We start from the raw sequence: 13,802 nt of genomic DNA, 5'->3' as shown, positions 1-13,802 counted from the left end.
GGCGTCACGTCGGCTCCTTCGGGAAGAACTGGTCGCGCAGCAGGGTCACATCGAGTTTCACCGTGTGCCCGGCGTCGATGAAGCCGAGGACCGGGTAGCCCTCGATGTTGAGCAGCCGCTGCACGGTGGCGATGAACCCGTCGATGTTGCGCCGCACCCGCCCGGTCGCCGAGATGGCGCCGGCGAGCGCGGCCGGTGACATGGTGCCGCCCGCCCCGGCCAGCGCGTCGATGACGGCCGCCACGACCTTGCTCTCGGGAGCCTTGCGGACGTACTCCTTCTGCGCCTCGTACACCTCGCTGGCGACCACCCGCTCGCCCAGGGTGGCAGGGGCGGCTCCGTCCGCGGTCGGCACTACGACGTCGGCAGCGGCGAAGAGCCCTTCACCCGCGTGCTGCTCCTTGGGCTTTCCCCGCTTCGGTTTGCGTGGTGGCTCCTGCGCTGCCACGACCTCCCGCCGCCCGCCCTTGTAGGGGGCCCACCACCGGGGGACGGCCTGCTCCCGGGGCAGGGCCTCCCACCCCTTCGGCACCAAGTCACGGTCGGGCACCAGGACGAGCAGCGGCACCGTGACCTCCGCGAGCGCGGCTCCGCCGTGGTACCCGGCCCGGCGGCCGGTGTAGCGGATGTCCTCCCGCCAGGGCGCGACGATGCTGCCGCCGCCTTCCAGTACGCGCGGCCCCGACAGCTGGACCTCGCCGTCCTTCGCCGCGCCGGTACGCCATCGGGCCGAGCCGGACCCCGCGCCCTCGTCACCCCCAGGTCCTTGGCTCGCGCCCCGCTCCAGCACATGGCCATGGTCCGCGACGAGCACGACCGGGCGGCCGTACCCCTTGGCCGCCGACAGCAGTTCCCGCAGGTAGGTGACGTCACCCAGGCTCCATTGGGTACGCCGCCCCTGCTGTCCCTTGTCGAGGGCGTCGTCGATGGTGTTCAGTACGACGCCGACGACCGCATCCGAGGCGAGCGCGGCCACGACCTCCTCGGAGAGGAACCTTCCCGCTCCTCCCTCTATCCCCGCCTTGTGGAAGAGCAGCGCCTCGAGCCGCCGCTGCTTCCAGAAGGCGGCGAATCCCGAACTCTCCTTCGCCTGCCCGCCCTTGACTGCCGTTCCGGTGAGCAGGGAGGCACGACTGACCTCGGTGACCGAGGGGAGCATGGACACCGCGGCCATCCGCCGCGGCTCTTCTTCCGAGCCCGCCTTGCCGGGCACGGCCTCGGTCCAGCCCTCGCGCTCGACCTCCTCGCCCAGTTGCGCGGCGACGGCGCAGCTCATGCCGTCCAGCACCAGGACGAGCGGAGCCGTATCGCCGACCACCGGCCTTACGGCTTCGGCCAGTACGTTCTCGACGACCAGGCAGCCGCCGGGGTGGAGCGCGGTGGCATTCGGCGTCCAGGAGGCGAGCCGCCGGGCGAACTCCTCGTCCAGCCGCTCGCGCCGCTCCCTGGCCGCCTCGTACAGCGCACGAAGGTCCTCGCCCGCGGCGGCGTCACCCTCGGGGTCGCCGGCCCACAGAACGGCGAGCGCCCGGTCCGCCCAGCCCCAGTCCCCTGCCTGGTCCCGTACTCCGGCCGCCACCGACGCCACCGAGGGCCGCGGAAGGGCCAGCCAGCGGGCGATTCGTACGGCCATCTCGGCCACGCCGGCACGGTCCGTGTTCAGGCGGGCCAGCATGTGCGCGTTCAGCTCGGCCAAGGCGGCTTCCCCCGCTTCCGGGGAGGTACGGGCCGCTGCCGTCACGTGCCGCAGCTGGGCCGTGAAGCTGGACGGCAGGAAGCGGTTGGATTCGAGGGCCGTGGTGAGTCCGGCGTCCTCGGCGAGCTTATCGGCGCGCTTGAGGACGGCGGAGACCCGCTCCAGTGCGGCGGTGTTGTGCCGGGCCTCCCCGATCCAGCGGATGAGGGCGCCTTCGACGGCCTCGGTGAAGGACTGCAGTTCGGTCCGGCGCGGCATCACCTGCCCGAACAGTCCGCCCACGGCGAGCACCACGTCCGGGCTCGCGGCCTGGTCGCGCAGGACGGCTCCGAGTAGACCGAGCGGCATCGCGTCCGGTCCGCGCCCGGTCTCGGCCAGGGACATCAGGACCGGTGCGGCCGGCCCCGTGGTCTCACCGAGCCACTTCTTCAGCTCGTCCCGTTCGGTCTGGTCCAGCTCAGCGAAGCGCAGTGGCCCCGCAGGCGTACGGGACCACGTGAGCAGGGCGTCCAGATCGACGACAGTCCCCGCCGCCGGGGCCGCCCCGTCGTCGCCGTCGCCCAGCCCGAGCCGGGCCACGACCAGCGCGCGCAGCGCCGCGTCCCGTGTCAGGACGGAGCCCGCACGCTTCCATCCCTGGGCGGGCTCGGCATCGAGCAGCGCCTCCAATAGCCATCCCTCGTCGTACATGCGCGGGTCGAGTCCGGCCGCTCCGAAGCGCTGCATGACGATCTCGGCGTTCTCCACCGTGAGGGTCTGCCGCCGTACCGCGTGCCCGCGCAGGTCCCAGCCGATCTGGCCGTCGTCGACACCGGTGGTGACGACGAGAAGGTCCGCACCGGGGGCCTTGTCCCGGTGCTTCGTCCACTCCTCGAGGATGCCCAGGACGGACGCCTGGTGGCTTACGCGGACGCGCCGCGTCTCCTCCCCCGTCCGCACGGTGAACTCCTCGGGCGCGCCGGCTGTGTAGCGCCCGTGCACCAGGACAAGGCGCCGGTCTCCGAGCCCGGAGGCGTGCGTGGCGAGCAGAGCCTCGATGGTGCGACGGCCCACCTGGGGCAGGGCGACGCCCATCAGCGCTCGGTTTCCTGGCCGTCGGTGGACACGGGGCGCCAGGTGACCTGGATGCGGGTGCCCGGATGGGCGGCCAGGTACGACCTGATCTCCTCTTCCACATCGACGACCATGGCGGCGAGGGACGCTTCGAGCCGAGTGGGCTCGACGACATGCGGAGCCCCCGGGCGTACAGCGGGAGCGGGTACGTCGATCGGCCGCCCGCCACCGTCGACCTGCTGCGGCGCGGCCTCCGGCACGACAGGCGCCGACGGGATCACCGGCTTCCCGTGTTCCGTGAAGCTGATGTCGTCCGCGGTCGGCTGTGGTTGCGGCTGCGGTGGCACGGGCTGGGCGACCTGCGCGAGGCGTGCGACTTCGTTGACGAGGGCCAGCGCCCGGTCCTGGAGCTGTTCGAGTACGGGGACGAGCGAGCGGGCCTGCTCGTGGTCGTTCGCGGTCTCCTCGATGAGCTGGATCAACCGTGCGGCCCGATCGCCCACGCCGTCGTCCCGGCCGGTGAAGCCGCGCACGCTGCCCAGCAGCTTCCAGTTGGTGTCGTCGAGCGCGGCCAGCACCTCGGGGGCCTGCTTGAGGGCTGCCCCGATCTCCTGGTCGGTCACGTCGTACGCCACCGCCGCGAGCTCGCGCACCACCACGGCCGCGTCGTCGGTGCGCCCGAGCCGGGCCACGAGGTCCGCCGCGGCCTTCATGGACCTCATCCGCGGGGCGTCCGCCCCCTGGGGGCCCTGCAGCCCCAGCTCCCCGGCCCGCTTCTGCAGCACGGACCGGACCCCGCTCACGGCATCGCGATGCCTCTCGGCCACTTCCTTCACGCCGGTAGCGAGTTTGGCGACGTTCAGTGCGATGAGCGCGGGCGGTACGTGAACCCCGAAGATCCTTCCGGCCCGTTCACGCGCGGTCGCGAACTCCTCGTCGGTCGGCTTCTCGACGGCGCGCAGTCCGTAGCCGGGACCGATCTTGTCCAGCTCCGGCGCCTGCCGCAGCGGTGAGGTCTGGTACACCCACGTCCGGTCGTCGAGCAGTGCGTAGGTGGCGATGATCAGGTTGCTGACGTTCTTCTCCAGGCCGGTGAACCCGAGCTGGCTGATCCACCTGCGGATGTCTTCGACGGACAGGTCCGTCCCGGCGTGCGCGTCGGCGGCCTTCTGGTTGATCCGCAGCCGCCACTCACGGCTGACGTTCAGCGGACCGTCGTACACCTCGCCCAGTCCCAGCGGGTGCACGATCTTCTTCACCATGGCCAGCTGGTGGCTGTCGACGACGATCCGTCGCTCGCCGCTCTCCATGGCTCGGCCGATCCATTCGAGCGCCGTCTTCAGCTCGCGCAGGGTGACCGGCTTGCGGGTGAGGGCGGGGTCGAAGTCGGGGTGCTTCGGGTAGAGCACGGCGAACATCTCGTCCGCGAGGGCGTAGAGGTTCTTCTCGAAGCCGATCCCGGGCTCGGGCTTCTGCCGCGTGAAGCCGGGCCGCAGCGACCACACGTGCTGGTCCGCCGGGACCTCGGCTCCGACGTTCGCGGCCTCCGCCTTGCTGATCCCGTACAACTGCTCCAGTACGGCGGAGAGTTGAGTGGTGAGATTGTCGCTCTGCGCCTTGAGCTGGTGGCGGATCTGGATCCGTTCCTCGGTCGGGCGGGTGGCGGTGACGTCGTCGAGGCGGTCGCGCTCCAGCAGGTAGTTGATCTTCAGGAGTCGTCCGAGCTGCCGGGCCCGCTGCTCGGAGAAGAAGTCGGGCAGCCAGACGATGGTGTTCCCGGACCGTCCCGACCGCTTCAGGGCCTCGATCCGGTGGACGTCCTCGATGGGCGAGCGCTGCGGCTCGTCGAAGGGATAGTCCAGTACGAAACGGATGTTGCCGTCCGTCTGCGGTTCGAACTGCTCGTCGGGCAGATGGGGATCCCGTACGTTCCCGAAGACGAACTCGGCGGTCCGCTTGGTGCCCCGCCAGACGATCTCGCGCTCGCACACGAACGCCTGCGTGTCCTTGATGCCGAAGGCCGCCCACAGCTGGTCCTTGACCCACTGCCGCCGGTGTCCGCCCTTGTCCGCGACCCCCTGGACCTCTTCGAGCAGCGGCTCGACGTCCAGGTCGGACAGGTGCAGATGGAACACCGGGTCGGCGTCGCCCTCGCTCCTCAGCTCCCCGAAGCCCTGAGCCTGGAGGTCTCGCAGCGCCTTGACCGCGATCGATCCGGCCGACCCCACCCGGGCCCTGATCGTGCCGTGGTTGAGGGCGGCGAGCCGTCCACCGGTCAGCCGTGCCAGAGCCGGGACGTTGGGGGCGAGCGCGGCGAGCAGCAGCGTTTTGACGAGCCGGTCGTCCCGCCGGTAGCGCGGATCGTCGACGGACCCGTACTTCTCCAGCAGATGCGCCCGTACGCGTGCGTGGAAGCGGTGCGCGATCTCGGACTCGCGGCGCAGCTTGGCGGTGAACGCCTCGCCGGTGCCCGATGCTATGACGTCCCACAGATCGCCGAGCGGGATCAGCTCCCCCATCCTCAGGTCGTCGCGCCGACGCCGCAGCAGTTCCTGGACGAGTTTGAGGCCGGTGCGTTCGCGCTGGAGCGCTCCGGAGAGGTCCACGAGGACGTTGAGCAGCGCGGGCGAGAGCGGGTACAGGGTGCGGAAGTCGTCCCAGCTGGCCTCGGTCCGCCCGTGGGCGTCGAGCAGCACCTGCCGGACCTCGTCCTTGGACGACTCGACGAGCGTGAAGGCCTCGTCGCGGGCCGATTCCATCCCCGGCTTCGGTTCCAGCACACGGCGCTTGATGATCTCGACGAGGTTGCTGTCCTCCAGATTGACGACGTCGATGCGTCCGGCCAGGTACTCGATCTGCTGCTCCAGGTTCTGCACCTCGGCGCCCGCCACGTCGGAGCCGATGAGCTGCGACAGGTCGCGCTGACGCGAGATGAACGACACGATCGGCACGGGCCGGTCGGTGTCCCCGGACTCGATCAGCTTGACCAGCCGCTGCACCTGGTCGCGCACGAAGTCCTGCTCGCCCATATGCGCCTGGAGCCAGAGGATCAGCTCGTCGAGGAAGAGCACAATGCCGTCGTAGCCGAGGGACTTGGCGTGCCGGGAGATGACCGACAGCCCGTTCTCCAGCGGTACGAAGGCGTCCTTGTCGCCGCGGGCTCCTTGCGCGTACGCCGCCATGGGCCCGGAGAGCAGGGCGGACACGAGCGCCTCGCGGTACGGGTCCCCGGCGGGCGCGTCGAAGGCACGGTCCAGGTCGGCGGAGGTCCAGCTGCCGGCGGCCGGGGCGGCGTCGTCCGCGTCCAGCATGTCGAGGTCGTCGTCATCGCCGTCCGCGCCGACGGCACCGCCGCCCGGGGTCACCGCGGCGGCCCCGTCCCCGAGCCACTGCACGAACTTGGCGTCGTCGGCGAGGAACTCCCGCTGCCTGCGGGCGTCCGCGAGCGCGGAGTCGGCCCGGTAGACGGCGGGGGTCGGCTTGTTCCCGTCGAGGGAGCGCACGGCATGCACGTAACCGCCGAGGATGGCCGAGTCCAGGTCGGTGGAGCCCACGAGGTGGTAGGGCACCATGAGGAACTTGCTGTCGCGCAGCCAGTCGTCGTGCTCGGCGATGACCTCCTGAAGCCGGGGCTTGGAGCGGGCCGCAGCGCTGTTGTTCAGCACGGCGTGCAGCACGGTCAGGAAGTGGCTCTTACCGGCACCGAACGAACCGTGCAGATAGGCGGCATGCGAGTTCCCCGACCTGACCGCCGCCCCGACCAGCCCGAGCGCACTGCGGAAGGCCCCTTGCAGCTGCTCGGTGACCACGTACTCCGCGACGCGGGCATCGGTTTCGGTGAACCCGCCGGACAGCTCGACCTTGAAATCGCCGGCATGGACGTCTTCCTTGATGTCGATGACATCCCGCAGGAAGAGTTCGCTGGTGGGCATCCGGCTCTCGTTCCCTCACTCGGCAGCAGTCGGGGCGCGCCGATCTCCCGGATCTCACGCGCGACATCCAATCTTGCCAGTCTTGCCATGCCTTGCGCCCAGGCCAGACGCAAGTTGCGTGACGCTGGTGTCACGTTGAGCGACTCGAGAGGAGGGAACTCTCACGCAAAGCGACGAGTATGCACCTCTCCGTGACATCTGTCTGGGTGCAGGCATGCCGACAGCCTGGCCGAGAACCGCTTAAGCGTGCATACGACCGTCTTGTGCTCCTTTTCGACCGGCTCCGACACTCGTGACCAGCGGGACATGCCGGCGTGCTTGAGGACCGCGAGGGGGACCCCATGGGGAGCACCGGGATCGAGGGCTTACTGCGCGACCGATTACTGATCATGGTGAACGACAGGTCGGCGATCGGCCTGCTTCCGCACATCGACGGCCACACCGGGGGCCTACTTCTCACGGGCGCCGATGCCGCCGTGCGGTGCCGGAACATACGCAACAGCTACCCGGACACCGTCGTGGCCGTCGACTACGGCGGCCACGAACACCGGGTCGCGACCGCCGACCGCCCCTTCGGCCAGCAGGCGTCCGACGGCTGGCACGGGCTGGACCACTCCGGCCTGGAGGAGGTCCTGAACGGCCAGCTGGCCAACAAGGCGGCGTTCGCGGTGACCCCGACCTGCTTCATACCGCCGCCGGACGAGGACGGCGACGCGCGCGTGCTGCGTGCCGTGATCACCCAGGCCAACCGGCTGGAGCGGACGGACACGGTGGTTCTGCTGCCGTGCAGCTACCGCTGGCTGCGGGACGAGTCGCTGCTGCACCTGGTGGCGGCGGTACGGGACAGTCGGCATCCCGTGGCGTTGATCATGCAGCACTACAAGGACCCGCTGGAGCGGGTGGGCGTGGCCGAGGGCCTGCGTGTGCTGTACCGGTCGTGCCCGCGTCTGCTGCTGTGGCGGACGGACCTGGCCGCGTTCGACGCCCTCGCGCACGGCGCCCTGGGCACGGCAGTGGGGGTCACCGCCATGCTCCGTCACGGCATGGACCCGCGCCGCAAGGGCCGCGGCTGGCGGCCGTATCCGGTGGTGCTCGTCCGTGACCTGCTGAAGTACCACCGGGTGGAGGTGCTGCAGAACTGGTTCGCACGCGTCGAACCGTGGACATGCGGGTGCGCGGTGTGCGAGGGCGCCGAGTTGTCCCGCTTCAGCGAGAGCAACGCCGGCGTACGCGAGTCGCAGTGGCACAACACGTGTGAGCTGTACGCGCTGCACGATGAGTTGCTCTCGGCCGACGCGGGCCCGGACAGGCCGGAGTGGTGGCGGCAGATCGTCGACGACGCGGTTGCCCGGCATCACCTGCTGACCTCCGGTCTCGGGGAGGAGGTCGCGCATCCTCCGGTGCTGCACTACTGGCAGCGGCCGAGCCCGCCTGCGGTTCCGATGCCGTGACGGATGCTCGGGGCGCTGTCGAGGAGGTCGATCTCGACCCAGACGACCTTGCCGGGCCCTCGACGGTCGGCGACGCCCCAACGGGAGGAGAGGGCGTCGACGATGACGAGGCCCCGGCCGTGGTCTTGATCGGTGGTCGCGCCCGTGGCGCCGGTCGCGTGCGGCTGTGCGGTGAGGGGGCGGTCGCCTCGGGCGTCGGCGACCTCGAGGCGGAGTGCGTCCGTACGGTGTTCAAGACGGAGGGCGAAGTCGCGGCCGGGTACGCGGGCGTGGAGTACGGCGTTGGAGGCCAGCTCGGCGACGACGAGGGCGGCAGTGTCGGAGAGGTCCGAGCCGAACGGGATGCCCCAGGCGTCGAGTTGGTGCGTGGCGAGGTGACGGGCGAGACGGGCGCCGCGACGGGTCGCACTAAGCCGCTGGAAGAACACACGTACGGTGACGGCCGGTTGAGTCTGAGGTGCGGTCATGCGGCCAGCGTCATGGGAGGGAGAGCACTTCAACAGGCACGGCGCTGGTACAGCCGAGGCTGGGTGGGTTCACTGAGTGGACAGGGTGGGTGACGCCCCGTAACCATGGGTGGGTTGATGTCCCGGTGGGGTACGTGGGAGGTGGGCCGGGCGTGTTGGACGGCGTCGCGAGCAGTGAACCGGAAGTGTCGGACGGCCTCAAGAGCTTCGGTGCGGTCCTGAAGGCGTTGCGGGAGGAAGCGGGCCTGACGCAGGAGGAGTTCGCTCCGCAGGTGCGGTACTCGGTGCATGCGGTGGCCAAGCTGGAGCAGGGGAAGCGGTTCCCGTCGGTGAGGTTCATCGAGCGGGCCGGGGTTGTTCTACAGGCACCGAGGGTTCTCAAGGCGGCGGCACGGCATCTGACGCGGAGGCAGGGGCTGGCTTCGTGGTTTGTGCAGTGGGCGGGGATCGAGGAGGAGGCGATCTCGCTTTACGCGTATGAGTGCCGGGCTATTCCTGGGTTGTTGCAGCCGGAGGCGTACGCTCGGGCGGTCTTCCTGAGTAGCTTGCCTCCGCTGACTGATGAGCAACTCGAACGGCAGGTCGAGGCACGGCTCGAACGACAGCGCGTTCTGTCGGAGAAGCAGAATGTGGCCTTCAGCTTCATCATCGAGCAGGCGCTACTCGAACGCCGGACGGGTGGAGACGAGGTCACCGCCATCCTCATCGACCACCTGCTGCAGCGGGCCGAACTCCGCAATGTGCAGCTCCAGATCATGCCCATGCGCCAAGACGATCACGCCGGACTTGACGGCCCCATGTACCTGGCGGAGTCTCCGGAGAACCAGTGGTTCGGCTACTTCGAGGGGCAGCAGGGAAGTGCCCTGATCACCGGCTCGAAAGACACCAGCGCCCTCCTTCAGCGCTATGGGAAGATGCGCTCGCAGGCCCTCAGCCACGAGGCAACCGTGGGGCTGTTGAAGCAGATGCGAGGAGCGCTATGAGCACCACCGAGCTGACTTGGTTCAAGAGCAGCTACAGCGGGACACAGGGCGACAACTGTGTCGAGGTCGCTCACTGCACTGAAGCTGTCCGCGTCCGGGACTCCAAGGACAAGGAGGGCGGCCAGCTGGCCCTCTCCCGCACCACGTGGTCGACCTTCATCGCGTATGCGGCAGAGGACCGAGTCTGACACCCGCCCAACGCCCGTGGGCTGGCCGAGTTCTGAACTCCGCCAGCCCCCACCGTCACCACGTTCCGCCTACTCGCCGTCGAGGGCGGGCTGCTCCGGGGCGCTGGCCTTCTTCGACGCGGCAGCCTTACGCCCCCGCGCCCGCTTCACCGGCCGCCAGGCCTTGAGATCCGCCGCGCTGAGCCGATGCTTACCCATCTGCTCCTCCAGGAAGGCATCGCAGTCCTCCGCCGGCACGGACTCCCACTCGGGGTCGTACTCCCCGTGCCACTGCCGCACCCAGGGCATGGCCTCATGCAATCCGGCGATCAACGGGGTGAGCCGCTCGGTGTCCCAACCGCTCTGCTCCGTACGGTCCTCGATGAGGTTGATGAGCGCCTGGGCTTGATCCTTGTGGTCCCACCCGGCCCACCCGAGCAGTGTGGTCGGGTCGGCCTCGGGCCCGACCTCCAAATAGGAGATGAATCGCTCTTTGGGTACGTCGAGTTTGCCGCGGTTGGACCAGTACGAGTGCCTGAGGAAGTCGGCGGACGAGTACTTCGGTGGTACGGGGATATCGAGCCGCCGCCCGGTCCGGTCCTCCTCGCGCTGTTGCTTCCAGACCTCTTCCCACTGCTCGCGCTTGCGGAGGCCAGGGTCCTTGTAACGCATGGCAGCGAGGTACGGCACGTGCTCGTCGGCGATGACATCGGCCAGCACCTGCCCGAGCGGAAGATCCGGCTTGTTGAGGTGATCGGAGGCGAATAGAGCGGCGACGGAAGCGAAGTCAGCGTCGGAACTCAGGACATCGGCAAGCTGGTTGACGGTGAGCGTCCGCGGCTGCTTCACACCCTCGCGCAGGCTGAACCAGAGCGCGGGGTCCTCGCACCGGGCCAGCAACCACGTGCGGAGGGCGGCCTTCTCCTTCTTCTCCCAGGGCTCGACGGACCAACGTCGCTTGCAGTCGGGCCGCTCGATGAGCGCGATGTCCTTGCGACCCTCGATGATGTTGATCCGGGCCTCGACGATGGCCCGGTACCAGTCGGGCCAGTGCCCTGGGATCTCGACAACAGGCGTCGACCCATGTCGCTCGAACCACGCGGTGTCGACCTCGCCAGCCGCCCGCTTACGGGCAAGCACAATCTCGAACGCCCGCTCCCCGAGCCGCACTTCGGGAACAGTGTCAGGATCGGGCGACGGTACAGTGGTTCGCGCTACGTCCGCATCGGACAGCAGACCGTACAGCCCATACACCTGCCAATCCAGCTCCTCTTGCAGAGCGATCATGTGCTGACGGAGGTGGGTGTACTCAGCCCGCATGCCGTCAAGGGCTGCACGAACAGGAACGGATCCTTTTCCAAGAGCCGCAGGCTCGACCTCGCTTAGCTCCTGCGCAAGGGAGTCTAGGATGCGTGCCAGCGCGATTGGTAGCCGCTCCAGCAACGGGAAGTCGCCGACCCTAGTCCCGTTGTACTGGTAAAAACGCTCCCATCCAGCACTTGTAATTCCTCCACCTTCGCCCCTGTTCCCCTTATCGTGACAGACCTGCTTCAGCCAGAAGCAGGCCGTCGATGAGTTGAGAACTCCTAGCAGCTCCAGATGCTCATCCTCCGTCGCCCCTTCGGGCAACTTGATAACAGGAGCGGTCTGCTTGAAGAGCTTTCCACCACGGTCTAGGACGAAGTGGTTATGGGTCGATACTTCAGCGAACGTAATCGACAACGGAGTTCGAAACTTGCTTCGCGTCAAGCGCCCGAACTCCGTCCATTTGAGGCCTCCCTGAACCTTCGTCTGCCGCCCGAAGAGAAGGTTGTTTGAGATTGTCGTGCGACAAGGCCACATATAGCGCAGGAGCGAGGGTTCCCCCTCTACGTCCACCGGTTCAAACGCCTTCGTGTACGGGAAAAGAGCATGCTCAAATTCGCCACCTCCCCAATCACGCAACAAGTCCCCCGTGACCATTGGAAGGGATCTTCCGGCACCGATTCCTTTACGCCTGGCATTTTGCTCGGGCAGCAAGTACAGGTCGTCTTCCAGCGTGAAGCTCGTGATGCCGAGCGACTCGGCTCGTTCAGCTAGCCGGACTTGCGCAGCGCCTTCAAAATGCGAAAGCAGAGCGCCTGCTCCACCTCCGCTCAAAGACCATGGGTGCGACGCAAAGGCCTGGGCTGGACTATCCTCAACCGACACCCACTCCGACTCACTTCCCGGCTTCCCTACTTGCTCGACAACCGCCCGCCAGACAAGCCCCTCCGCCGCCGGCTTCGGCTGCGATGGCTCACCCCGAACACCCAACACCGCCCGCACAGTTCGCTCAGAACTCGGCACGCGGTTCCGTCCCACCAAAATAACGGTCGGAGTCCCATGCCCGGGAATAAACGCTCCCGACGTGTCAATCACGTGCGACAATTCGACCCGGTCACGGAAGACAGTTTCGATGAGCTTCTTACCGAACTCCCGCTTCATAAACGAGTTCGCTGTGATCTGCCCGACGAAGCCACCCCCACCCTTACTTCCACCCGCACCCTTCAAAGCCAGCTCAAAGAGCCGCTGCGCAAACGGAACCGACAAGGCATACTTCCCCGCGCATGCATCATAAGACGCCCGATAGTTCTCGTTCTCCTGCTTGTCCTTCACCGTAATATACGGCGGATTCCCCACCACAACGTGATATGACCCGCGCCCCAGCAAGTCCACCTCCCCGGCGAACTCCGCCACATCCTCCGTAGAGTAAACAAAGGCACTCCCACCCCCAGAGCCGCCCCCCTCCAACTCCTCAAACAACGTCCCAAAATCCGCCTGAATACCCGCCGCGTCCCGCCCATGCAGCAACGAATCCCCCACCGCCACATTGATGGGAAACACCGGCGCATCGGCCAAGCGCTCAGCCCCCGCAGCCCGCATAGCCGCGACCAACAACCGGAACCGAGCGATACTCACCGCAAACGGATTCTTGTCGCACCCGTGAACGGACTCCAGAGCTCTCCGCACCACAGACCACTCGTCCGCGCCCGGCTCCGCCTCCCGCCACTTCTCCACGAGCCGCTCGAGAATACCCAGCAAGAAGTGCCCGGACCCGCACGCAGGGTCGATCGTCCGCAGCCCCCGCCGCTCGACACCCCCCAGCCCCTCCACCACAGGATCCAGCCCGAACTCCTCGATGGCCGGCTCCAGCGTCAAATCAAGAATGAACTCCTCGACGAACTTCGGCGTCTGCAGCAGCGCGTACGTCTTGCGGGCATGGTCACTCAGGTCCTGGTACAGGTCACCGAGGAACCGCGTATTCCACTCCAGATACGAGAAGTCGTAAACGATCCGCCCGTCCGCGTCCCAGCGCCGCCAGAACCGCAACACCTCTGTCGCGGCCTCATAGCTCGGCATCAGCTCCCACAGCGGATTGTGCGCCCGGTTGAAAAGACCGGCTACCGTCTCATGGGCCCCCGCAAGATGCTCGAACGCCGCAAGCAGCCAGTCCCGGTCATTGTGATCAGGATGCTCACGGAAGTGCGCCTCATGCCGCTCCTCCGCCTCGACCAACCGCTCCCCGGGCCCTGCGATGAACGGCGCATCGATCAGCCCGTGGTCCTCACAGAACCGTACGAAGACACAGGCCAGCACCCAAGCCACCGCAGCCTGAGTCACCCGCTCGTCCCGCCACGCCCCATACGTCGCTGCCGTACGCTGTGCCTCCCGGGCCCGCCGGTACTCGGACTCCAGCCGGACGCGGTACTCCTCCACAGACTCACTGCGCGCACGCAGATCGTCCTCCAGGATCACGACCTGCCGCCGCAGATCCTTCAGCAGCGCCGCCTGGTCCAGCCCTGCCCGCGCATCCTGGCCCGTGACCGTCACTCTTCGCATCCCTCTCGCAGCACCACGTCACCCACCGCAACATCGCCATACGGTTTCGCGTCCCAATCCTGCCAGCACCGTCGACCGAAACAGATCCCGCAGGAGTCATGGCAAAGTACTCTCATCTGCCATGATCACGCCGCTAAGGTGATCACCGTGACGGCTCAGACACCTCCTCCGGTCCCGGCGGCCTCGCCCGCA

At 67.9% G+C, this 13,802-nt stretch carries 7 protein-coding genes; 3 read left to right on the top strand and 4 right to left on the bottom strand.

Features of this window, described 5'->3' with window-relative positions; translation table 11 throughout:
• Positions 1–4: 4 nt before the first annotated feature.
• Both pglZ and OHO27_RS30335 read right to left on the bottom strand, forming a co-directional pair.
• The gene (gene pglZ / locus OHO27_RS30340) at positions 5–2,770 is read right to left on the bottom strand and encodes a BREX-2 system phosphatase PglZ (protein ID WP_328428146.1); all 2,766 of its coding nucleotides are present in this window, start codon (positions 2,768–2,770) and stop codon (positions 5–7) included.
• Positions 2,770–6,681 carry a PglY protein gene (locus OHO27_RS30335; RefSeq protein WP_328428145.1) on the bottom strand — a complete coding sequence of 1,304 codons (3,912 nt, stop codon included), beginning with the start codon at positions 6,679–6,681 and terminating at the stop codon, positions 2,770–2,772. The genes pglZ and OHO27_RS30335 overlap by 1 nt, the downstream gene beginning before the upstream one ends.
• 341 nt (positions 6,682–7,022) lie before the next feature.
• Between OHO27_RS30335 and OHO27_RS30330 the strand changes: the two genes are divergently transcribed.
• The gene (locus tag OHO27_RS30330) at positions 7,023–8,132 is read left to right on the top strand and encodes a hypothetical protein (protein ID WP_328428144.1); all 1,110 of its coding nucleotides are present in this window, start codon (positions 7,023–7,025) and stop codon (positions 8,130–8,132) included.
• Here OHO27_RS30330 and OHO27_RS30325 read toward each other — a convergent pair.
• Positions 8,090–8,599, bottom strand: coding sequence for an ATP-binding protein (locus tag OHO27_RS30325; RefSeq protein WP_328428143.1), 510 nt, complete (start codon positions 8,597–8,599; stop codon positions 8,090–8,092). The two genes, OHO27_RS30330 and OHO27_RS30325, sit on opposite strands and share 43 nt — an antisense overlap.
• 152 nt (positions 8,600–8,751) lie before the next feature.
• Between OHO27_RS30325 and OHO27_RS30320 the strand changes: the two genes are divergently transcribed.
• The gene (locus OHO27_RS30320) at positions 8,752–9,582 is read left to right on the top strand and encodes a helix-turn-helix domain-containing protein (RefSeq protein WP_328428142.1); all 831 of its coding nucleotides are present in this window, start codon (positions 8,752–8,754) and stop codon (positions 9,580–9,582) included.
• Positions 9,579–9,770, top strand: coding sequence for a DUF397 domain-containing protein (locus OHO27_RS30315; protein ID WP_328428141.1), 192 nt, complete (start codon positions 9,579–9,581; stop codon positions 9,768–9,770). Before OHO27_RS30320 ends, OHO27_RS30315 begins: the two co-directional genes overlap by 4 nt.
• A 69-nt stretch (positions 9,771–9,839) precedes the next feature.
• Here OHO27_RS30315 and pglX read toward each other — a convergent pair whose 3' ends face one another.
• Positions 9,840–13,610 carry a BREX-2 system adenine-specific DNA-methyltransferase PglX gene (gene pglX, locus OHO27_RS30310; protein ID WP_328428140.1) on the bottom strand — a complete coding sequence of 1,257 codons (3,771 nt, stop codon included), beginning with the start codon at positions 13,608–13,610 and terminating at the stop codon, positions 9,840–9,842.
• Positions 13,611–13,802: the final 192 nt, after the last annotated feature.

It is taken from the genome of Streptomyces sp. NBC_00443 (genome assembly GCF_036014175.1).
In the GTDB taxonomy this organism is placed as follows: Bacteria; Actinomycetota; Actinomycetes; order Streptomycetales; family Streptomycetaceae; genus Streptomyces.
Note: the sequence above shows the minus strand (reverse complement) of the source record. Positions and strands in the feature narration are given on the sequence as shown.